We start from the raw sequence: 21,622 nt of genomic DNA on the forward strand, positions 1-21,622 counted from the left end.
TTGGCCAGTTGGCCGCCGGGCTTCTACGGTGGTCAGGACACGGGAGGTGGAGCGTGGTCGACGCCGGCGACGCGGCGCGTTGGCTGCAGCTCAACGCACCCCGGGGCGGGCCTGACGAGTTGTCGCTCCTGGTCACCCAGGCTGCACCGGCGGTCGGTGCCACCGAGATCGTGATCTATCTGGCCGACTACACCCAGTCCTGCCTCGTGCCCCTGCTGGGCGCCGGTCTCGCCCGGGACGAGCTGACGATCGAGACGACCCTGGCCGGTCGGGCGTTCACGACTCTCGACGTGCAGCGTGCCGCCGACAACCCGGACCGGCTCTGGGTGCCCCTGTTGCTCGGCTGCGAGCGGCTGGGTGTGCTGGAGGTCGTGTCGCCGGCCGCCGCCGACCAGGCGCTGGACGGGCCGGCCTGGGAGTTGGCGGTCAACATCGCTCAGGTCCTGGTGAACCGCCGCCTCTACGGCGATGTCGTCGAGCGGATGCGGCGGCGCCTGCCGATGCAGGTCGCCGCCGAGATCGTGTGGGGGCTGCTGCCGCCGCTGACCTTCGCGACCGACGACCTGGTGATCACCGCGATCCTCGAACCGTGCTACGACGTCGGCGGCGACATCTTCGACTACGCGCTGAACGGCGACGTGCTCAGCCTCGGGCTCTTCGACACCTGCGGGCACGGCATCAAGGCGAGCACCCTGGCCTCGCTTGTGGTCAGCGCGTACCGCAACGCGCGCCGGTCCGGCCTCGACCTCGTCGACACGGCCATCAGCATCGACAGGTGGGTGCGCTCGGAGCACCCGAGCTACTTCGCGACCGCGCTGCTCGCCGAGCTGGACCGGCGGACCGGTCGGCTCCGGATCATCAACGCGGGCCACCCCGGCGCCATGCTGCTGCGCGACGGCAAGGCCATCCGGGAGCTGCCGGGGCCGACCGCGCTGCCGCTCGGCCTGGGTCACCTGTCCGAGGCACGACCCCAGGTGTACGAGGAGGAGCTGCACCCCGGCGACCGCATCCTCGCCTACACCGACGGCATCACCGACGCGAAGAGCATCGACGGTGAGCGGTTCGGGCCGGACCGGCTCGTCGACTTCGTCAACCGTGCCCTCAACGACGGGCTGCCCAGCCCGGAGACGATGCGCCGCCTGGTGCGTGCCGTCCTCGCGTACCAGGACGAGCAGCTCGACGACGACGCCACGGCCCTGTTCCTGGAGTGGCAGCCCCCGCACCTGCCGCTGGCGCACCTGCGGCACGTCACCGCGCCCCAGCCCTGACCGTCGAGTGGGATTTTGCACTCCCAGTGCACTTGTCTTTGGAATTCGAGGCTGTCTAGCGTCACACCATGGCTGACTCGTGGACCTTCGCCGTGGACCGTGCCGACCTGCGCCACACCACGCTCGCCGACGCCGAGGCGCCCGCGCTGCCCGACGGCGCGGCGCTGCTGCGCGTCGACCGCGTCGGCCTCACCGCCAACAACGTGACCTACGCGGTGCTCGGCGACGCGATGCGCTACTGGGAGTTCTTTCCGCCGGGCCCGCGCGGGCTCGGGCCGCAGTGGGGGCTTCCGCCGCTGTGGGGCTTCGCCGACGTGGTCGCGTCGACGGTTGCCGGGGTCGAGGTCGGCCAACGGGTCTACGGGTACCTGCCTCCCGCCGGCCACCTGGTGGTCCGGCCGGACCGGGTGGACGCGTCCGGGTTCCGCGACGCGAGCCCGCACCGGGCCGAGCTGCCCTCGCCGTACAACGCGTACCGGTCGACCAGCGGGGACCCGGCCTACCAGGCCGGGCAGGAGGACCTGCTGATCCTGTTCCGGCCGCTGTTCTTCACCTCGTTCATGCTGGCCGACCAGGTCGTCGACAACGACTTCTACGGCGCGCGGTCGATAGTGCTCTCGTCGGCGTCGAGCAAGACGGCGTACGCTGCCGCGTCCGAACTGCACGGTCGCGGCCCGCGCCTGGTCGGGCTCACCTCGCCCGGCAACGTCGCGTTCACGCGGTCCCTCGGCTGCTACGACGACGTCGTCGCGTACGACGACATCGAATCCCTCGACGCGGTCCCGACCGTCTACCTCGACCTGTCCGGCGCGCCCGCGACCCGGGCCGCGCTGCGCGGTCACCTCGGCGACCGGCTCGTCCGGGACATCGCGGTCGGGCTCACCAATCAGACGCCCAACGCGGACGCCGCCGGGGAGGTCTTCTTCGCGCCGGTGCAGATGCGCAAGCGCGGCCAGGACTGGGGCCGTGACGGGCTCGACAGGCGGTTCACCGAAGCCTGGCAGCGGTTCGTCCCGGCGGCGAGCGGGTGGGTCGACGTGCGGGTCGGCGACGGTCCCGAGGCCCTGCGCCACGCGTGGCTCGACGTCCTCGCCGGTCGTACGCCGCCGCGGGTGGGTCACGTCGTCCAGTTCTGAACCGACCGTTACGGGACGATCGCGTCCACGTAGCCCCCGTCGACCCGGACCGCCGCGCCCGTCGTCGCGGAGGCGAGCGGCGAGGCGAGGTACGTGACCATGTTGGCGATCTCCTCGGGCTCGATGAGCCGCTGGAGCAGCGACTGCGGCCGGTGCTGCCGCATGAACTCGCGCTGCGCCTCCTCCCACGGCAGGCTGTCGCCGACGAGTTCGGCCACGAAGTCCTCCACGCCGCCGGTGTGGGTCGGCCCGGCAAGCACCGAGTTGACTGTCACGCCGGTGCCGGCGGCGGCCTTCGCGAACCCGCGCGAGACACCGAGCAGGGCGGTCTTCGAGACGCCATAGTGGATCATCTCGGCGGGGATGGCGACAGCCGAGTCACTGGCGATGTACTGCACCCGACCCCAACCGCGTTCCATCATCCCGGGCAGGTAGGCGCGGGTCAGCCGGACGCCGGCCAGCACGTTCACCTCGAAGTAGCGACGCCACTCGTCGTCGGTGATCTCCAGGGCCGGAGTGCTGCCGAAGACGCCAAGATTGTTGACCAGGATGTCGACGCTGGGCAGGAGGTCGAGCACGCGCGCCGTACCGTCGTCGGTCGAGACGTCGGCGTCCACCTCGACGACCTCGACGCCGGGGACCTCGCCGCGCAGCGTCGTGGCCGCGCGCTCGACCGAGGCGGCGGTACGGCCGTTCACTGCCACCCGGGCTCCGGCGCGGGCGAGCCCGGCCGTGATGGCGGCGCCGATTCCCTGGGTCGAGCCGGTCACCAGCGCGGTCCTGCCGGTGAGATCGATCTGAAGCGTCATGTCTGTCCCGTCCGTTCGCACCAACCGACCCCGGTTCGGGGGACGGCTTCCGCAATCTCGACCGTAGCCGTGCCGACTCGACCCGGCAGCGTGAGTCGGACACCTCACGTCCCCGCCTCGGTCGGCACGGAAACCGCAGGCGATCGGCTGGTGACGTTGGTCCCGTACCCGCCGGTTGCCCTCGGCGGCTAGGCTGTGGGTGCGGGTACCGATGGCCCATCGCCGGGCCCGCCCCTCCGCCTCTCCACGGCTTCGAAGCTGCCGACGACTGAGTCGAGCGCTGCCGTGCACATCTCCTGGAGCACCTCGTGCCCGATATGACGTCCGCCCGGAACCCCTTCACCATCGAGGGGGGCAGGGTCGTCGACGACGAGCGCAGTCCGACCGCGGACATCAGTGCCGCGTCCATGACCCGCCTGCGTACCCCCTTCGCGGCGGAAGCCGAGGCCGGTGCCCCGGCCGACCGGCCCGACCGCTCGGAGGAGAAAACCGTAATCTGACCCCGCTGCCGCTCGTCTCCGATCACGAGGCGGGCAGCGCGCACGCGCGCTGCCCGGACCGAGCGCAGGAGGAGTGGGATCCATGTCGTCAGCCGGTCGGGCAGCACCCGATCCCGGGCTGGTCGTCGCGGCTCGACAGGGCGACCGGCGCGCTCTCGACGACGTCGTGGCGGCCTCGCTTCCGCTGGTCTACAACATCGTCGGGCGCGCGCTCCGCGGCCACGCCGACGTCGACGACGTCGTCCAGGAGACCCTGGTACGGGTGATCCGGCACCTGCCCGCGCTCAACGACCCGGCGGCCTACCGGTCCTGGCTCGTGGCGATCACCATCCGTCAGGTGCGCGACTGGGACCAGCGTCGCCGTGTCGCGCTCGACCGGGACGCCGGGCTCGACGCGATCCACAACGTGCCCGACCCGGCCTCCGACTTCGCCGGGATGACGATTCTCCGGCTCGGCCTCACCGACCAGCGTCGTGAGGTAGCCGAGGCGACCCGCTGGCTCGACCCGGACGACCAGGAACTGCTCTCGCTGTGGTGGCTGGAGGAGACCGGCGAGCTGACGCGTACCGAGGTCGCCGAGGCCGCGAGTTTGTCGCCGGGGCACGTCGCGGTCCGGATCCACCGGATGAAGGAGCAGATCCAGAGTGCCCGGGGCGTCGTCCGTGCCCTGCGTGCCCGTCCCGGCTGCCCGGACCTGGGCGCGGTGACGGCCGAGTGGGACGGCACTCCCAGCCCGCTGTGGCGCAAGCGGCTGGCCCGGCACGTCCGTGACTGCGCGTTCTGCGGACGCCTGGGCGCCACGTTCCTGCCGATCGACCGGCTGCTCGCCGGCATGCCGCTGCTGCCGCTACCGCCCGGCCTGAGCGCCCACGTGTCGAGCGCGACAGTGCCCCCGGCGGCCGCGCCGGCAGTCGGGCCGCATCCCCCGGGCGTTGCCGAGCTCGCGGTGCACGCGCCGCGCGGTCTGGTTCCGTACCTGGCCGCCGGAGTGGTCGCCGCGGTCATCGCGATCACCACGTTGGTGGTGGTGCTGCCGGACGATCCGGTCGCCGCGCCCTCGTGGGCAGGTCCGCCGCCCGCGGCGCCCACCGCCGTCGCCTCCACCTCTCCCTCTCCCAGCAGCGCGCCGTCACCGAGCGCGCGCCAGTCGTCGAAGGCCCCTGTCGCTCCGGCGGTCAGTTCCGTGCGCAAGGGCGTCGGGGTGTGGAACTTCGCCGGAGCGAGCCAGGCGCTGGCCAGCTCGAAGGCCGGCTGGTACTACACCTGGGGCACCCAGCACCCGGGGATCAGCACTCCCCGCGGCGCGACGTTCGTGCCGATGATCCGCAGCGCGGAGAACGTCACCGCCGCGGAGTTGGCGCGGGCCAGGGCCGCCGGGCCCCACCTGCTCACCTTCAATGAGCCGGACCTGCCCGAACAGGCGAACATGACAGTCGCGCGGGCACTGGACCTGTGGCCGCAACTGATGGCGACGGGCAGCAGGCTTGGCAGCCCGGCGGTCGCGTGGGGCGGCGCGGACCCCCAGGGTTGGCTGGACCGGTTCATGACCGGCGCCGAGGCCCGTGGTCACCGGGTGGACTTCATCACCCTGCACTGGTACGGCGCCGACTTCACGACGGCGGCGGCGGTGAACCAGCTTCGGGAGTACCTGCAGGCCGTCTACAAGCGGTACCACAAGCCCATCTGGCTGACCGAGTTCGCGCTGATCCGCTACGACGGTGGGCGTCAACAGTTTCCCAGCCAGGAGCAGCAGGCGGCCTTCCTCACCGCGGCCACCGGCATGCTCGGCCAGCTGTCGTACGTGCAGCGCTACGCCTGGTTCGGCCTGCCCGCCACCGACAGGGACCGGTCCGGGTTGTTCAGCGACGGCACCCGGGCGACAGTGATCGGCCGCGCGTTCCAGGCCGCGCGGTGAACAGGCGGGCCGGGCGCGTCGGGCGCGTCGTCGGCGTCGTCGGGACCCTCGCCGCGACGGCGCTGGCCGTGGGTCTGACCCGGGACGCGGACCACGTCGACCGGACCGCCGCGCCGGCGTCGGTGGCACCCGCGTCGGTGCTGCTCAACGGCACCGATGACGCCTTCATCCAACTGCTGCTCCCGATGAACGACGGCGCGCTCGCGTTGCTCGACGACCTCGACGCCCGTCCGTCGGCCGGCGACCCGGCGCTGCGTGCCGTCCTCGGTGACATCCGTGCGGCGCACCGGGCCGAGTCGGTGGAACTGCGCAGGCTGCTGGCCGCCGGCAACAGACCGGAACAGAACATCCATGCGGGGCACCAGATGCCCGGCATGGTCACCGACGTCGCTCTCGCCGAGCTGCGCGCGGCCCCCGAGGCCGAGGTCCGCTCCCGGGCGGTCGGTCTGCTCCGGGCGCACCTCGCGCAGACAGTCGTGCTGTGCCGGGGCGAGCAGACCGCCGGGGGCAGCCCGGAGGTGAAGACCCTCGCCGGCCGGATCCAGGAGGTGCGGGCCGCCGAGCTGAACGCTCTCGCACGTCAGCCCGGAGCGACCGGAACCCCGCCGGCCAACTGATCCGGTGCTGGTCTCGCGGGCGTCGGATGGTCCGACTCGAACCGGGAGCGGGTGAGGAACGCCAGTTGCGCGCGCTTGTCCGGCATGTCGATCTCGGCGTCGAAGGTGAAACCCTCGATCTCCAGTCGGCGCAGTGCGAGGTGGTTGCGGACGTCCGGCTCCACCACGATCCGCTGGGCGGCCGGGTCGAGGAACAGGAAACGGGCCAGGGCGGGCCCGACGGCGTTGGTCAGGCCGCGGGCGAGATGGCGGGCGGGGCAGAGCAGCAGGTGCATCCCGACGTCCCCGGGCTGCACGGCGTACCGCTCGCCGACCGGGTCCGCCTCGGGCTGGTAGCTCTGGAACAGGCCTACCGGCTCGCCGTCGACCTTGATCAGGTACGCGTGGTGGGTGGGCAGGCCGTCGACGAAGGTGTATATCTCGCGAACCTGGTCGACGGTGTGTGCGCCCATGCCCCAGAACGAGTTGCGGGGCAGAGTGACCCAGCCGTGCAGGAGCGCGGCGTCCCGGTCGGGTACGACGGGCGTCAACGTCAGCTCGCCGAGTTCGGTGATCTTCTCCTGGTAGGTCATGGCGCGGGATCCTTCGCTGGTCGGGGTGAGCGCGCCCGGGATGACGTGAGGGGGGCACGCGTTCCATCCGTGGCGCGAGTTAGGTTACCCTCCCCTAACAAAGGCTCGCCTTACCTGGAGGGGTGCGTGAAACGGAACTGGGAAGCCCTGGTCCTCAAGGCCATGGGAGGCCGGGACTTTCAGTTGACGGTGCGGGCGAGCGAGTCGGTGGACGGGCACTACCAGCGGCTGCTCCTGGACGACGGCGGCCTGCTGGAGGCGTGCGGGGTCCACCCCACGATGTGGGTCCGGCTGTGGTTCGACAACGACGGCCGGGCACACCAGCGGGCGTACACCCTCGTTGACCCCGACCCGGCGAACGGCCGGTTCAGCCTCGAATTCGCCATCCACGACGGCTGCGCGGCCCGCTGGGCCACCACGGCGCAGGTCGGCGACACCATCGTCGCCACAGTCCAGGGCAGCGCGTTCCAGCTGCCCGACCCGGCACCCGAGCACCTCTACCTCGTCGGCGACGCGGCGTCCCTGCCGGCGGTGAACAGCCTGCTCGACGCGAACGCCGACATCCCGGCGACGGTCTGGCTGGAGTACGCCCACGAGGGCGAGAAGGCCCTCACGCCGCGTGCCCGGGCACACCACGCCATCACCTGGGTGCCCCGGGACACGGACGGTCGACACCTCGTCGAACGGGTCCGCTCCGACCTGCCCGCCAACGACGCGGCCCACTACTGGGTGGCCTGCGAGGCGGCCACCACCCGCGGCATCACCCGACACATCCGCCGGACGCTCGGCGTCGACAAGGACCGGCTGACCTCGCTCGGCTACTGGAGAGCTCCGTGAGAGGCCGGCTCGGCACCCTCACCGCGCTGTACGTCACCCAGTACCTCGGCATCGGCTTCATCACCGTCGGGTTGACCGCCATCCTGCGCGACGGCGGCACCTCCCTGGACACCCTCGCGCTGTTGCAGGTCGTCGGCCTGATCTGGCCCATCAAGTTCCTCTGGGCCCCGATCCTCGACCGCTTCGGGTCGAAGCGTCGCGGCCACTACCGGTCCTGGCTCCTCGTCCTGCAGAGCGCCCTGGTGCTGGCCCTGCTGGCACTGCTGCCGTTCTCCCGCCCGGCCGACGCGCTCGGCCCGGTCATCGCCATCTGCGCCGCGTACGTCTTCTTCTCCGCCACACAGGACATCGCCGTGGACGCCGTCGCCGTGCGGATGCTCGGCGAGACGGACCGGGGGACCGGCAACGGCATCCAGGTGGCGGCGAGCTACCTCGGCAACCTGCTCGGCGGTGGCGCCTGCGTGCTGGTCTACGACCGGTTCGGCTGGGCTTCGGCGGTCGGCCTGCTGGCCGCGTTGACAGCGGTCGGACTGCTTGTGGTGTGGCGGTTCTCCGAGCCCGCCCGGACCGATCGCGTGGACCGGGTCGGCACCGCGTACCGGGCGCTGCTGTCGGTGTTCGGCCAGCCCGGCTGCCGGTGGTGGACCTTCGGCGTCGTGCCGCTTGTCTACGTCGGCGCGGGCATGGCGTACGCCCTGGTGACGCCCGCCCTGGTGGACGCCGGGTGGTCGCTGGGCCGGATCGGTGTGGTGACCGGAGTGGTGACAAGCGCGCCCGCCATCGTGGCCGGTCTGGTCGCCGGGGTGGGCATCGGGCGGTTCGGGCGCGGCAGGGTGCTCGTGGCTGGCGGTGTGACCCTCGCGGTGTCGACGGCGATGCTGCTGCCGTTGTTGAACGGCCGGGCGCCACTCGGCGGGACGATCGCCGCGCTCTGCTTCTTCATGGTGGCCTACACGATCGCCAACGTCGTGCTCTACACGGTGAACATGGACTACTCGCGACCGGGCACCGGCGGCACGGACTTCACGGTCCTGTCGTCGTTCGGCCTGGTCTGCTCGTTCGTGGCCGCCTCGGTGGGCCTGGCGGCGGCCGACCGGATCGGCTACCCGTCGGTCGCGGTCGCCGCCATCGTGCTGGTGGCCGCCGGGGTCGTCCTCGGCCTCGCGCACCAGCGACGGTTCCCCCGCACCCCCGACGCCAACCCGGCGCCGGCCGCCGAGCCGGCCGCCGAGCGCCCGTCGACCGACGACGTGCGGGCGGCGGTGTGACGCTCGTCCAGCCGGTCGCCGTTCCCACGGCGGCGACCCGACTGCCGCACCGCTGGCTCGTCCTGGCCGTCCTCTGCGTCGCCCAGCTCGTCGTGGTGCTGGACAACACGGTGCTGACAGTGGCGGTGCCGGTGCTCACCACCGAGCTGGGCGCCAGCACCGCCGACGTGCAGTGGATGATCAACGCGTACGCCCTGGTGCTGTCCGGACTGCTGCTCACGGCGGGCGCCGCGGCCGACCGGTACGGCCGGCGGCGGATGCTGCTCGCCGGGCTCGTCCTGTTCGGACTCGGTTCGCTGGTGGCCGGTCTCGCGAGCACCAGCGGTCAACTGATCGCCGCCCGGGCGGGGATGGGCGTCGGTGGGGCGCTGCTGGTCACCTCGACGCTCGCGGTGGCGATGCAGGTCTTCGACGGCCCCGAAAGGTCCCGGGCGATAGGCATCTGGGCGGCCACCAGCGCGCTGGGCTTCGCCGTCGGGCCGCCGATCGGCGGCACCATCCTGGCCCACCTGCCGTGGGGCGCCATCTTCCTGCTGAACGTCCCCATCGTGCTGGCCTGCCTGCTCGTCGGCCGGGCGCTCGTGCCGGAGTCCCGCACTCCGGCCGACGGCCGACTCGACATTTGGGGCGCCGCGCTCTCCACCGCCGGGCTCACCGCCGTCGTCTTCTCGATCATCGCCGGGCCGGAGCGGGGCTGGGCGTCGACCGAGGTGGTGGGCGCGGCTGTCGTCGGCGTACTCCTGCTGGGGTTGTTCGTCCGCTGGGAGCGGCGCATCAGCCATCCCATGCTCGACATGCACTTCTTCCGGGACCGCCGGTTCGTCGGTGCGATCTCCGGCGTCGTCCTGATCACCTTCGGGGCCACCGGCGCGCTGTTCCTGCTGACCCAGCACCTCCAGTTCGTTCGCGGCTACCCGGCCTGGGAGGCCGGCCTGCGCATGGCGCCCTTCGCCCTGTCCATCGTGGTGCTCAACGTCAGCGGCGTCGCCGCCGCCGTGATCCGCCGTCTCGGCCTGGCCGCCGCCATCGCCGTCGGCATGGCGTTGCTCGCGGCCGGCCTCGCGGTGGTGACAGTCGTGTCCTCCGACGGATACGGGGTGCTGCTCGGCGGCCTGCTCGTCATGGGCGTCGGTTGCGCCCTGGCCAACCCGGCGATCGTGGAGGCGGTGATGAGCGCGATCCCGGCCGAGAAGGCCGGTGCCGGCGCCGGGGTGGACGGGACCATGACCGAGGTCGGCAGCAGCCTCGGCATCGCCGTCCTCGGCGCCGTGTTGAACGCCCGGTTCGCGGCGCTGCTGCCCGCCGGGCTGGCCGGCGCGCAGTCGCTTCCCGCAGCCCTCGCCGCCGCCGAGGGACCGCAGCGGGCGGCCGTGACCAGCGCGTTCGCCTCCGCGCTGGAGACCGGGCAGCTGGTGGGCGCCGCGGCGGTGCTGGCCGGCGGTCTGCTCGCCGCCGCGCTGTTGCGCCGCGCGGGCTAGGCCGGCGGCTCGATCGCCTCGACGAGCACCTCGAGCACGTGCCGGTACGACTGCCCGGTGGCCCGGCTCATGCCCATCTCGCAGGTGCGGTTGCAGGAGGCGTACGCGTCGTGGTCGCGCTCGTTGACCTCGGCGGCCTGCGCGGCGGTGGCGCCGGCGGTGACCTCGGGGTGCAGCAGCCCCCGGTCGCCGGCGAACGCGCAACACCCCCAGCTGTCCGGCACTGTCACGGTGTCGGCGACCGCCCGGGCCACCGTGTGCAGGTCGTCGATGCCGTCGAGGTGCACCGTGGAGCAGGTGGGGTGCAGGGCCAGCGAGCCCAGACGTCGGGGCTCGGGCAGCGCCGGCAGGAGGTGCTCGGCGGTGAAGGTCACGCTGTCCACGAAGCGCAGAGCGGCGTACCGGGCGCGGTCGGACTCGGCCAGCGCGGCGGTCAACTGGGTCAACCCGTGGGTGCAGGACGACGCGTCGCAAACGATGGGCAGGCGGCCCTGGTCGCTTGCCGTCCACAGCGCGGCAAGGGTCCGCTCGGCCATCTCACGGTGGCCGGCCGGGTAGCCCTTGGACTGCCAGGGCGTCCCGCAGCACAGGCCCGCTGTCTCGGCCGGCACGACGACAGGCACGCGCGCCAGCTCGCACAGGCGCAGGAACGCCGCCGCCGAGCCGCCGGACGCGCCGTCCTCCGCCGCGAAGACGCTGCCGATGCAGGCCGCGAAGAACACCGCCCGGGCGTCCGGCGCGCTGCGCGGCTCGGGACGGGTTCCACCGGCGCGCGGCATGTCGGCGCTCCACTGTGGTACGAGTTCGGTCGCGCCGAGGGAACGGATCACGCCGGTGGCGGCGCGGGTCAGCGGTGTCGGTACGGCGTGCGCGGCGTTCAGCCCGACCCGGACGCCGGCCACGGCGCCCTTCCAGTGCCGGGCGACGCCACGGGCGGTGCGCTGGGCGCGTGGACTGTGTCGCTCGGCGCGCAACCGCTTCATCGCCGCGCCGGTGTCGATGCCGACCGGGCAGGCGGTGACGCAGAGGCTGTCGGCGGCGCAACTGTCCACCGCCGCGTACTCGTAGTCGGTGGTCAGCTCACGGCGGCGCTCCTCGTCCCCGGCGGCGGTGGCGAGGGCGATCTGCCGTTGCAGGACGATGCGCTGTCGGGGCGTGGTGGTGACGTCGGCAGTGGGGCAGACCGGCTCGCAGTAGCCGCACTCCACGCAGGCGTCCAGCTCGGGATCGACTGTCGGAACGGCCTTGAGCTGCCGCAGGTGCACCGTCGGGTCGTCGTTGAGCAGCACACCGGGATTGAGCAGGCCGCTCGGGTCGCACAACCCCTTCAGCTCGCGCATCACGTCGTACAGCTCGTCGCCGTACTGCCGGCGGACGAAGGGGGCCATGGCCCGGCCGGTGCCGTGCTCGGCCTTGAGCGTTCCCCCCTCGGCCAGCACGAGGTCGACCATGTCGTCGGTGAACCGGGCGTAGCGGTCGATCTCGGCCGGTGTGTCGAAGGACTGGGTAAGCATGAAGTGCAGGTTGCCGTCGCGGGCGTGCCCGAAGATCACCGCGTCGGGATAGCCGTGCCTCTCGAACAGGCGGATCAGCCCGTCGCAGGTGCCGGTCAGGCGCGGCATGGGCACCGCGACGTCCTCCAGCAGGGCAGTGGTGCCGGGCGGGCGAGCACCGGCGACCGCCGTGTAGAGGCCCTTGCGCAGGTGCCAGAGCTTGGCCCGTTCGCGCGGGTCACGGGTCAGCGCGGTGCCGGTGACGGCGGGCAGCCGGTCGAGCACCGGCTGGGCGTCGGCAAGCGTCGCGGCCAGCCGCTCCGCGCTGTCCTCCGCGAACTCCACAAGCAGCGCGGCGTGCCCGGCGACCGTCAGCCCGCGCAGGGCCGGGCTCGCGTCGGGGTCGCGCTGGCTGACCCGCAGCGCGGCCGCGTCGAGCAGTTCGGCGGTACGCGCGCCGGCGGCGAGCAGGGCGGGCAGCGCGTCGGTGGCGGCGCTGAGCCCGGGCAGGATGAGCAGGCCGGTGGCGGCGTGCTTGTGGATCTCGACGGTCCGGAAGACGGCCTCGGCCACGAAGCCGAGGGTGCCCTCGCTGCCGATCATCAGGCGCGCCAGCATCTCCACCGGGCTGTCGTGGTCGAGCAGCGAGTTCAGCCCGTACCCCATGGTGTTCTTCATGGCGAACAGCCGCTCGACGGTGGCCCGCGACCCCGGTGTCGAGCGCACCCGGTCGCGCAGCCGCAGCAGCCCGGCGTGCAGCTCGGGCTCGGTGGCGCGCAGCCGGTCGTCGGCGTCGCGCGCGGCGGAGTCGACGACGGTGCCGGACGGGAGGACGAAGCGCAGTGACTCCATGGTGCGGTACGCGTTGTCGGTGGTGCCGCAGGTCATCCCGCTGGAGTTGTTTGCCACCATGCCGCCGACGGTGCAGGCGGCCTCGCTGGCCGGGTCCGGGCCGAGCCGACGGCCGTAGCGGGCCAGCCGGGCGTTGGCCTGCCGGATCGTCAGGCCCGGTTGGAGCCGGATGCGGCGGCCCTCGTCGAGGACCTCGGCGTCGCGCCAGTCGGTGCGAACGTCGACGAGCACCCCCGCGCCGCCGGCCTGCCCGGCGAGGCTGGTGCCGCCACCGCGCAGGGTCAGCGGCACGCCGGCCTCCCGGGCGCCGACCATCAACGCACCCACCTCGGCCGCCGAGGCGGCGCGCACCACTGCCTGCGGCTCGAAGAGGTACGGCGAGGCGTCGTGCGCCGCCGCGAGCCTGCGGGGCAGTTCGGCGCTGGCCCGGGCCGGATCGTCGAGGCGCGGGCGCAGCAGGTCGGCGACCTCGCGGGCGCGGACGCCTGCCGCGTTAGGTGCGGGTACGACGGTGCTCATGGGCGGATCCTCCCGAAAAGAGGCGGTCAGTCGGCGGTGATCAGCAGCCGGTCCGGAGCGGTGTCGACGGGCGCGGGCAGCCGCAGCGGTTGGCGGCCGGGGGTGATGCTGCCGAGCACCGAGGCGTGCCGCGCGCCGGTGCCCGAGGGCAGGGCACCCGGCAGCCCGTGCACGGTCAGGTAGCCCAGCAGCGCGAAGGCCAGCGCCTCCTTGGCGTCGGACGCGACACCCACCTCGTCGCTGGAGGTCAGGTCGACGCCCGGTAGCTCGTCGACGAGCATGCCCATCAGCGTCGGGTTGTGCGCGCCGCCACCGGACACGACGAGTCGGGTAACGCCCTGCGCCCGGCAGGCGTCGGCCACCGTGACAGCCGTCAGTCGGGTGAGCGTGGCCAGCACGTCGTTCCTGTCCGGGGTGGGCGCGTCGGCGAGGGCGGCGAGCAGGTACGGCAGGTGGAACAGCTCCTTGCCCGTGCTCTTCGGGCCGGGCAGCCGGTAGTACGGCTCGTCGAGCAGCCGCCGCAGCAGGACCGGGTTCACCTGCCCGGCCGCCGCGCCGCGCCCGTCCCGGTCGTACTCCTCGGCGCCGCCGGTGAAGTGGCGCACGGCGGCGTCGAGGAGCGCGTTGGCCGGCCCGGTGTCGAACGCGAGGGGATCCGCGTCCGGCGCGACGACCGTGATGTTGGCGATCCCGCCCAGGTTCAGGGCGGCGGGGACGCCGGGCAGGCCCCGCAGCAGCAGTGCGTCGAACAGGGCGACCAGGGGAGCGCCCTGGCCGCCTGCGGCGACGTCGCGGCTGCGCAGGTCGGACACGACCGGAACGCCGGTGGCCTCCGCGATCCAGGCCGGCTGACCGAGCTGGAGGGTGCCGCGGACCGTACCCGCCTCGACCCAGTGGTGCATGGTCTGCCCGTGCGAGACGACCAGGTCGGCGCGGCCGTCGCACAGTTCCGCGACGGCCCGCACGCCCGCCTCGGCGAAGGCCTGGCCGATGCCGGTGTCCAGCACGCAGATCGCCTCGGTGGTGGTCGCCGCGGGTGGCAGGGCCGCGGCGATCTTGGTGCGCAACTCCTCCGGGTACGGGTGGCTCAGCCGGCCCAGCGGTCGCATCCGCAGGGTGTCGCCGCTCAGATCGAACTCGGCCGCGGCGGCTTCGATGCCGTCGTAGGAGGTGCCGGACATCAGACCGATCACGCGCATCACGTCCTCCTTCATGCCCGGCCGGCCGGCGTTGCCGCGGTGTCGTCGTCGACCTCGTCGCGTCGTCCGTGGTCGTACGGGTTCTCCGGCGCCGGGTGGAACAGGCTCGCCACGGTGCCGACGAGCAGGGTGATCAGGACGCCGATCGGCACCAGCCACTGCGCGGCGATGGCGGTGGCGGTGGTGGTACCGGCCGTCGTCACATCGATCTTGACGTAGCGGACGATGTAGGTCATCACCGCCACGGTGACGAGGAACGCGATGAACGCGTCGACCTGGTTGGCCCGCTTGACGAGGCGGCCGAGCAGGAAGGCCCCGAGCAGCGCGCCGTAGGTGTAGCCGGCGATGGTCAGACCGGTCAGGTAGACGTTTCCGGTGCTGGAGCTGAACGCGCAGGCGAAGATCGCCATCAGTACCGCCCAGACCAGGGTCATCACCCGGGCGAGCCGGAGCATCGCGTCGTCGGACGGCACCTTGCGGAAGAAGCTGTGGATGAAGTCGGCGACCGTGGAGTTCGACATCGAGTTCAGCGCCGACGACAGCGAACCCATCGCGGCGCCGAGGATGCCGGCCACCAGCAGACCCGAGATGCCCACCGGAAGGGCGTGCAGGATGAAGCTCGGGTAGAGGTTGTCGCTGCTGGCCAGGCCGAGCTCCTTGAAGGTCTGACCCTTGTTGTACGACCACAGCAGCGCGCCGACCAGGGAGAACGCGGCGAACTGGATGACCACGAAGACGCCGGAGGAGATCATCGCCTTCTGCCCCTCGCGCAGGGTGCGGGTGGACAGGATGCGCTGGACGATCAGCTGGTCCGACCCGTGGCTGGCCATCGCGAAGATCGCGCCACCGATGATCGCGGTCGGCAGGGCGAACGGGCTGGTGAGCACGTGCGCCAGGTTGAAGTTGGTGTCGAAGAGCTGGAACTTGCCCGCGTCCAGCGCCTGCGAGTAGCCGTCGAAGCCGACGGCGTGGCTGAGCACCGCGATGGCCAGGATCGCCCCACCGAGGTAAAGGCCCATCTGGATGGCGTCGGTCCAGATGACCGCCTTGATGCCACCGAGGTAGGTGTAGACCACGGTGATCAGCGTGAGGACCACGATGATGGCCTGGTAGCCGACGTGCAGGCCGAACTCGTCGAGGAGCAGCTTGATGGGGATGGCCGAGGCGAACAGGCGTACGCCCTCGGCGAGCAGCCGGGTGAAGACGAACGTGATCGAGGCCAGACCCTGAAGTTTCAGGCCAAACCGCTCACCGAGGTACTGGTAGGCGCTGACGAACCCACCGCGCTTGTAGAGCGGGATGAGCACCGTGGCCACGACGACGCGACCGATGACGTAGCCCAGGGCCAGCTCGACGTTGCCGAACCCCTGACCGCTGTAGGCCCCACCGGGCACGCTGATCACGGTCAGGACGCTGGTCTCGGTGGCGACCACGGAGAACGAGACGGTCCACCACGGCAGGCGGCCCTCGCCCACGAAGTAGTCCTTGGCGGATTTCTGCTTCCCGGACAGGCGTAGTCCGACGTAGGCGATCACCACGAGATACAGCACGATCACGACAAGGTCGAGTTGACGCACGGTTCACTCCCCACCCAGCGGTTGTCAATAAGTGACGTTGGCCCACAGTAACTCGAAACTTTTTGCCAGTGCCCGTCCGGGCTGGTTACGCTGTGGTTTCAGCCTGCTGATAGAGGACGCGTCGGCCCAGCAGGACGCGCCCGGTGGCACTCGGCAGCTGAACATCAGCGAGAGGAACGAACACCGGATGGACCTCAGCACCCTCGGCACCGAGACCCGCAACGACAAGACCAGCGACCTCGACCGGATGTCGCCCACCGAGTTGCTTCTCGCGATGAACGACGAGGACCGCTCGGTTGCGGACGCCGTCCGTCGGGCCGTACCGGACATCGCGGCCGCCGTCGACGTCATCGTGGCGTCGCTGCGTCGGGGCGGACGGCTGATCTACCTCGGCGCGGGCACCAGCGGCCGCATCGGCATGCTCGACGCCGTCGAGATCCCACCCACCTTCGGTACGACGCCCGACCGGGTCATCGGTCTGCTCGCCGGCGGGGCACGAGCCTTCGGGGTCGCCGTCGAGGGTGCCGAGGACGACCCGACCCGCGCCGTCGCCGACCTCGACGCGATCGGCCTCACCGACCGCGACACGGTGGTCGGGCTCGCGGCCAGCGGCCGTACCCCGTACGTGGTCGGCGGGTTGGATCACGCCCGTGCGCGCGGCGCCGCGACCGTCTCCGTCGCCTGCAACACCGACGCCGTGATGAGCCGGCACGCCGACGTCGCCATCGAGGTGCCCACCGGCCCCGAGGTCCTCACCGGCTCCACCCGGCTCAAGGCCGGCACCGCCGAGAAGCTCGTCTGCAACATGCTCTCGACAGCCACCATGGCCCGGCTCGGCAAGGTCTACGGCAACCTCATGGTGGACATGAACGCCACAAACGAGAAGCTCGTCGACCGGGCACGCCGGATCGTCGCCGAGGCCGCCGACACCGACCTCGACACGGCCGCGCGGGCGCTCGCGGCGGCGCACGGGCACGCCAAGACGGCAATCGTGCTGCTGCTCGCCCACTGCACAGCCGAGGAGGCCGCAGCACGGCTGCGCGCCGCCGCCGACGACGTCCGAGCGGCCGTCGCGGCCTGACCCGGGCGTCGCACCCGCCGGGGCGGTCAGCGGTTGACGTAGGCGGCCAGGCCGCCGAGCTCCTCGCTCGCGATGAACACCGACCGTACGTTGAGGATTGCCTCCTCGACGTGGGCGTCGCAGCCCCACGCCGCGTCACCCCACGAGTCGGCGATCTTGATCTTCGCCGGTGCGGTGCACCCCTGCGCGCCGCCGAGCTGGCAGTGCTCGGGATGCGGTCGGGCTGCCTGCGCTGCCGCGGCGGCGCGTATCCGGTCGGCGAGTTCCGCGGCGGCGGCGGCGCGCTGCTCGGCCTCGGCGCGCAGCTGCCGCTCGGCGCGGACCGCCTTGGCCAGCTCCTCGTTCGCGGCCTTGGCACGCGCTTCGGCGGCCGTCTTCGCCTGCTCGACGTGGTGGCGTTCGATGGCCAGGGCAGCGGTGTCGGCGAAGACCCGGGCCAGAGCCAGATCGGTGTCCTGCGGGACGCGCGGGGTGCGGTGGTACATGGCGAAGGTGCCCAACAGGCTGCCGTCGGGGGCCAGGATCGGCATCGACCAGCAGGCGGCGAGCCCGGCCCGCTCGGCCAGGGCGCGGAAGTCGTCCCAGAACGGGTCGGTGCCGATATCGGTGACGATGACCGGCTCCCGCCGGTACGCGGCGGTGCCGCACGAGCCGACACCCTCGCCGGTGGCGATCCCGTCGATGGCCTGGTTGTAGAACTCGGGCAGGCTCGGTGCGGCGCCGTGGCGCAGGTGCTGGCCGTCCGGATCGGCGAGCAGCACGGAGACGAGCACCTGGTCCGGTGCCAGGTTCTCGATGCAGCGCGCCATCCCGTCGAGCACCTCGGCCAGAGGCGCCTGGCGGGCGATCTGCTCCAGCATGGCGCGGTGCTCGGCCATCAGCCGCTGGGCGTGCTTGACCTGCGTGGTCTCCACACCGATCACGCGGATCCCGGTCACGGTGCCGCCGGCGTCGCGGCGCGGCTCGTAGGTGAAGTCGAAGAACGCTTCCCGCGCGTGCGGGCCGGTGCCCAGCACGATCCGCGCGTCCCGACCCGTGTAGGGCTCACCCGTCCGGTAGACCTCGTCCAGCAGATCGACGAAGCCCTGACCGGCCAACTCGGGCATCAGCTCGGCGACCGGAACCCCGGTGCGCGCCCGCTCCTCACCGATGGTGACGAAGAACGCCTGGTTCGCCGTCTCCACCACATGCGTGGGCCCCACGAGCGACGCGAAAACGGCGATGGACTGCCCGAACAGCGCCCGCAGATCCTCCTCGGCCGCCTCCCCGGAACGCACCGCAGTCGACCGCTGGCCCGATATCGCCGCCATGCCGTGGTCGCCCCTCTCCTGTCCGGCTTCGTCGGATGACTCATGGTTCGTCGCCCGCTGACGGTCGCCAGAGTACGGGGAAGACCGCGAGACCGCCCTGCGGCGTTGCGATGGTGCGGCAGCGGCTGTCGTACCGGTGCGGTGGCGGGTCAGTCGCTCTCGTCCACGAACTTGTAGTAGCTCGCGCGGAATCGTTGCAGCAGGGCGCGCATGAACTCCGGGCCGGCCTCCGGCGACACCCGGTGCGCGCCGGCCGGCACGCCGTTGTCGTAGAAGTCCTGTGCGACCGCACCCCACTCCGGATCGAGAATGGTCAGCGACACCGGTTGGCCGGGCTGCCAATTGAACTCGGCCACCCGATGTTTGGTGTGCTTGGCGAACGTGTACAGCGCCACCCTGGTCGCCGCCTGCTCGGTCATGCCTGCCTCCTGGTTCACCACGGCCCACTCACTACGGGCTCGGCGGGCGGAAGGCGTTCCACGCCTCGCCCGTGATCGTGCCCCGGGCACGGATCTCGTTGAAACGGTCCATCGCACCGGACAGCGCCTGCTCACTCAGGCCGGTGCCGCGCAGCCGGTCGGCCAGCACCGCCGGGTCGGTGTCCTGGAGCCGGGCCATCGTCTCCGGGCTCAGCGGCCGGTTCATCTGCTGTGTCACGAAGTCCGAGCGCAACGGCTCGGCGTTCGACTCGGGGAACGAGTAACCGTGGTCGATGGCGACCAGCCGGCCGTCGGGCCCGGTCAGGTAGTTAAGCATGTGCCGGTCGGTGTTGCCGCTGATGTAGTCGAGGACCGCCATCCGCTCGCCCTCGGCCCTCGGATAGTCAGCGGCGGGGCGGCCCGGGCTCGCGTTCTCCACGAACTCCTGCATCGACCCGGCCCCGTGCGGCCCGTCCCAGCGCGCCGTCGTCGGCACCAGCCCGAAGCCCAGATCCTCGTCCAGGCGCGAGGCGGCGACCTCACGCGGGGCCAGCTCGTTCTCCGGAATGCTGGAACGCACCTGGACGAACTCGTTCTCCGGCACGTTCGGCTTGTAGACGCCGCGCGTACCGTCGGTGAACGTGACCTCGTACGCGTCGTTGACGTGTCCGCCGGGGTCGAGTTCGGTCATGCTGTGCACCTCCCTGCCGAGCAGCCGCAACTCGGCCTCGCTCGCATGATCGGGCACCAGCGGATCGGCTGTGGACCCGGGCTCCGCGGTGTCGGGCCCGTCGGAGTCCGGCGGCTCGTCGGCGTCGCGCGCCGGACCGCCGTCATGGCCTGACCCGCCGTCATGGCCTGACCCGCCGCCGTGCGGCGGCCCTCCGGCGTGGCCCGGCCCGCCCGCCGCCGGCGGTGCTCCGGGCGGTCCGCCGTGCGCCGGGCCGCCACCCGCAGGCCCCGGCTCGCGGTCGAAGTCGGGTGGCCAGTCGCCCTGCCGGGCCCACGGCGGCGGCTGCCCGCCGCCGGCCGGATCCGTGTAGCCGCGCGCACCCGGGCCGGGGGCCGGCATGTCGGTGGAGCTCGACCCGCCAGGGGTACGCCGGAGACCGCTCAGCGCCGTCCGGAGGGTGTCGAGCAGTTCGCCGAGCTTGGACAGGATCGGCCGCAGGCGGCTGACGCTGCGGGCCAGCGCCGTGAGGAGCCCGGCGACCTTGGCGGCCCACTTGGCGACAAGTGAGGAGACCTGCGCCGCGACCAGCGGAGTGGCCGCGCCCAGGGTCAGGCCGGCCTCGGCGAGCCACACCCACAGCCGGACGGCGAGGACCGAGACGAAGTCGGCGATCAGATCCCGGACCAGCTCCCGGACCAGGGCCACGAGCAGGCCCGCGCCCTCCACGACGGTGCCGATCAGATCGGTGGCGTCCGCCAGGCCGGCGAGGTGGCGCAGGTGCTGGTCGCTGTAGCGGCGGTACGCCTCCGACGCGGGACCCGTCCAGGTGGCGATCTCGGTGCGGACCGCCTCGGACAGAGCGGTGGCCTGATCGCTCACGTGTCGGGAGACGTTGTGCCACGTCTGCGCGTACGCGGTGATCTGGTCCGGGTCGCCGGCCAGCCAGTCGAGGGCGTCGGAGAGCGGCTTGACGTGCTCGATGAGCCAGGCGACCCCCCACGAGACGACCGACCCGATCGGGTCGACGCAGGTCGCCAGCACCTCCATCGACGTACCGAAGCCGCCGATGGTCAAGTCGACCCAGGAGCCGCTCTCGATGCCGTTGCGCAGGTCGACCAGGCTCTCGACGAGGCCGACGCCGCTGTACGCGGTGGTGGTGTCCTGCCGGGCGGCGATCAGCGGGTTCGCCACGTCGGTGCTCATCGGTGCATCCGCCCGAGGGAGGCCGAGATCGTTCCGTCCGTGTGGTCGTAGGCGTCCACAGTCCCGTCGAGCGCACCGGCCGCGCTGTGCAACGCCTCCTGCGCCGCCGCGAGCGCGTCCACGGCCGGGCCCTGGAGAAAGTCCAACAGGAAGGGGAGCGCCTGGCAGACAGGCAGGTGCCCGTACGCGCCCGCGCCCATCCGCACGTACGCGGCCGCGTCGTGTGCGGCGCCGATCCCCCCGGAGATCCGGTCGACGGAACGGGCGTGCGCCGACACCGCCGCGGTGGTGACCTCGAACCCGGCTGCCTCAGCGCCCACGGTCACCCCACCCGGCGTACCCCTGCTCGTCTTCCTCGGTCACCGCGGGGAAGCGCGACTCGTAGCTGCCGACGACGGCGCGGGCGGTCTCGGAGTCGGCGCCGACGGTCTCCGCCGCGGCCTCCGCCACCTGCGGGGCCAGCCGCCCCTGCGCCCGGCGCATCACCGCCAGCACCTCGGCGGCGATCTCGTCCGCCCGCCAGCTGAGCACCCGATGGTCGAGTCGGAGGTCGGTCATGGCCCCGGACGCGGCGACGGTCACCTGGACCGCGCCGTCCGCACCCTCGGCGGTCGCCGACATCTCCGCGACGCGCTCGGACAACTCCTGCGCCCGGGCGGCCCGCTCGGAGATGCCCGCCGACCAGGAGGCGACGAACCGCTCGGTCGCCGCGTCGAAGTCACCGCTGGGAAACTGCGCCATCAGACCTCCCCCGTGTGACGGCTGCCGGCCGCCCCAGGGTCAGCCCGATGCGGCGCGGCCAGCACACGATACGCCCTGACTCTCCGACATGGAGTCCGCCGACAGCGAGGTGGGCGACGCCCGCCCGGTCCAACCGGTCCGACTTGTGCGGTGTG

18 protein-coding genes are annotated in these 21,622 nt (G+C 72.3%); 8 read left to right on the top strand and 10 right to left on the bottom strand.

Annotated features, from left to right (window positions below; genetic code table 11):
• Window positions 1-53: 53 nt before the first annotated feature.
• Together ACLQ26_RS16705 and ACLQ26_RS16710 are read left to right on the top strand one after the other, a co-directional pair.
• Window positions 54-1,268 (top strand): PP2C family protein-serine/threonine phosphatase, encoded by a 1,215-nt coding sequence (locus ACLQ26_RS16705; protein ID WP_425745283.1) that lies wholly within the window; start codon window positions 54-56, stop codon window positions 1,266-1,268.
• Window positions 1,269-1,336: 68 nt separating this feature from the next.
• Complete coding sequence (locus tag ACLQ26_RS16710) at window positions 1,337-2,404, top strand: DUF2855 family protein (protein ID WP_425745284.1); 1,068 nt, start codon at window positions 1,337-1,339, stop codon at window positions 2,402-2,404.
• Between the two features lie 8 nt (window positions 2,405-2,412).
• On the opposite strand, the gene ACLQ26_RS16715 is transcribed toward ACLQ26_RS16710, so the two are convergent.
• Complete coding sequence (locus ACLQ26_RS16715; protein ID WP_425745285.1) at window positions 2,413-3,213, bottom strand: SDR family NAD(P)-dependent oxidoreductase; 801 nt, start codon at window positions 3,211-3,213, stop codon at window positions 2,413-2,415.
• A gap of 582 nt (window positions 3,214-3,795) precedes the next feature.
• Here ACLQ26_RS16715 and ACLQ26_RS16720 point away from each other — a divergent pair.
• Both ACLQ26_RS16720 and ACLQ26_RS16725 read left to right on the top strand, forming a co-directional pair.
• Complete coding sequence (locus ACLQ26_RS16720) at window positions 3,796-5,628, top strand: sigma-70 family RNA polymerase sigma factor (RefSeq protein ID WP_425745286.1); 1,833 nt, start codon at window positions 3,796-3,798, stop codon at window positions 5,626-5,628.
• Window positions 5,625-6,245, top strand: coding sequence for a DUF305 domain-containing protein (locus ACLQ26_RS16725; protein ID WP_425745287.1), 621 nt, complete (start codon window positions 5,625-5,627; stop codon window positions 6,243-6,245). The genes ACLQ26_RS16720 and ACLQ26_RS16725 overlap by 4 nt, the downstream gene beginning before the upstream one ends.
• On the opposite strand, the gene ACLQ26_RS16730 is transcribed toward ACLQ26_RS16725, so the two are convergent.
• The gene (locus ACLQ26_RS16730; protein ID WP_425745288.1) at window positions 6,209-6,817 is read right to left on the bottom strand and encodes a GNAT family N-acetyltransferase; all 609 of its coding nucleotides are present in this window, start codon (window positions 6,815-6,817) and stop codon (window positions 6,209-6,211) included. The genes ACLQ26_RS16725 and ACLQ26_RS16730 overlap by 37 nt on opposite strands.
• Window positions 6,818-6,943: 126 nt before the next feature.
• Between ACLQ26_RS16730 and ACLQ26_RS16735 the strand changes: the two genes are divergently transcribed.
• From ACLQ26_RS16735 to ACLQ26_RS16745, 3 genes are read left to right on the top strand one after another with little or no spacing between them, the layout of a single operon-like run.
• Entirely contained in the window at window positions 6,944-7,654 is a 711-nt protein-coding gene (locus ACLQ26_RS16735) for a siderophore-interacting protein (protein ID WP_393289871.1), read from the top strand.
• Complete coding sequence (locus ACLQ26_RS16740; protein ID WP_425745289.1) at window positions 7,651-8,922, top strand: MFS transporter; 1,272 nt, start codon at window positions 7,651-7,653, stop codon at window positions 8,920-8,922. Before ACLQ26_RS16735 ends, ACLQ26_RS16740 begins: the two co-directional genes overlap by 4 nt.
• Window positions 8,919-10,400 (top strand): MFS transporter, encoded by a 1,482-nt coding sequence (locus ACLQ26_RS16745; protein WP_425745290.1) that lies wholly within the window; start codon window positions 8,919-8,921, stop codon window positions 10,398-10,400. The genes ACLQ26_RS16740 and ACLQ26_RS16745 overlap by 4 nt, the downstream gene beginning before the upstream one ends.
• On the opposite strand, the gene ACLQ26_RS16750 is transcribed toward ACLQ26_RS16745, so the two are convergent.
• Genes ACLQ26_RS16750 through ACLQ26_RS16760 form a run of 3 tightly spaced genes read right to left on the bottom strand, consistent with a single transcriptional unit; the run spans window position 10,397 to window position 16,040 of the window.
• The gene (locus ACLQ26_RS16750; RefSeq protein ID WP_425745291.1) at window positions 10,397-13,264 is read right to left on the bottom strand and encodes an FAD-binding and (Fe-S)-binding domain-containing protein; all 2,868 of its coding nucleotides are present in this window, start codon (window positions 13,262-13,264) and stop codon (window positions 10,397-10,399) included. The two genes, ACLQ26_RS16745 and ACLQ26_RS16750, sit on opposite strands and share 4 nt — an antisense overlap.
• Before the next feature lie 26 nt (window positions 13,265-13,290).
• The gene (locus ACLQ26_RS16755) at window positions 13,291-14,463 is read right to left on the bottom strand and encodes an anhydro-N-acetylmuramic acid kinase (protein ID WP_425745292.1); all 1,173 of its coding nucleotides are present in this window, start codon (window positions 14,461-14,463) and stop codon (window positions 13,291-13,293) included.
• 11 nt (window positions 14,464-14,474) lie between these two features.
• Complete coding sequence (locus ACLQ26_RS16760; RefSeq protein WP_425745293.1) at window positions 14,475-16,040, bottom strand: sodium:solute symporter; 1,566 nt, start codon at window positions 16,038-16,040, stop codon at window positions 14,475-14,477.
• A 187-nt stretch (window positions 16,041-16,227) separates the two neighbouring features.
• On the opposite strand from ACLQ26_RS16760, the gene murQ reads away from it, so the two are divergent.
• Window positions 16,228-17,121, top strand: a complete 894-nt coding sequence (gene murQ, locus ACLQ26_RS16765) for an N-acetylmuramic acid 6-phosphate etherase (protein ID WP_425745294.1) — start codon at window positions 16,228-16,230, stop codon at window positions 17,119-17,121.
• A 26-nt stretch (window positions 17,122-17,147) separates the two neighbouring features.
• On the opposite strand, the gene ACLQ26_RS16770 is transcribed toward murQ, so the two are convergent.
• The 5 genes from ACLQ26_RS16770 to ACLQ26_RS16790 form a co-directional block, all read right to left on the bottom strand.
• Window positions 17,148-18,398 carry a GAF domain-containing protein gene (locus ACLQ26_RS16770; RefSeq protein ID WP_425745295.1) on the bottom strand — a complete coding sequence of 417 codons (1,251 nt, stop codon included), beginning with the start codon at window positions 18,396-18,398 and terminating at the stop codon, window positions 17,148-17,150.
• Between the two features lie 182 nt (window positions 18,399-18,580).
• Complete coding sequence (locus ACLQ26_RS16775; protein ID WP_357124207.1) at window positions 18,581-18,850, bottom strand: hypothetical protein; 270 nt, start codon at window positions 18,848-18,850, stop codon at window positions 18,581-18,583.
• A gap of 31 nt (window positions 18,851-18,881) precedes the next feature.
• The gene (locus tag ACLQ26_RS16780; RefSeq protein WP_425745296.1) at window positions 18,882-20,726 is read right to left on the bottom strand and encodes a hypothetical protein; all 1,845 of its coding nucleotides are present in this window, start codon (window positions 20,724-20,726) and stop codon (window positions 18,882-18,884) included.
• Window positions 20,723-21,046, bottom strand: a complete 324-nt coding sequence (locus tag ACLQ26_RS16785; protein ID WP_425745297.1) for a hypothetical protein — start codon at window positions 21,044-21,046, stop codon at window positions 20,723-20,725. The genes ACLQ26_RS16780 and ACLQ26_RS16785 overlap by 4 nt, the downstream gene beginning before the upstream one ends.
• Window positions 21,036-21,467, bottom strand: a complete 432-nt coding sequence (locus ACLQ26_RS16790; RefSeq protein ID WP_425745298.1) for a YbaB/EbfC family nucleoid-associated protein — start codon at window positions 21,465-21,467, stop codon at window positions 21,036-21,038. Before ACLQ26_RS16790 ends, ACLQ26_RS16785 begins: the two co-directional genes overlap by 11 nt.
• Window positions 21,468-21,622 lie beyond the last annotated feature (155 nt).

Origin of the sequence: Micromonospora sp. DT43 (assembly GCF_049841645.1) — a bacterium.
GTDB lineage: Bacteria > Actinomycetota > Actinomycetes > Mycobacteriales > Micromonosporaceae > Micromonospora.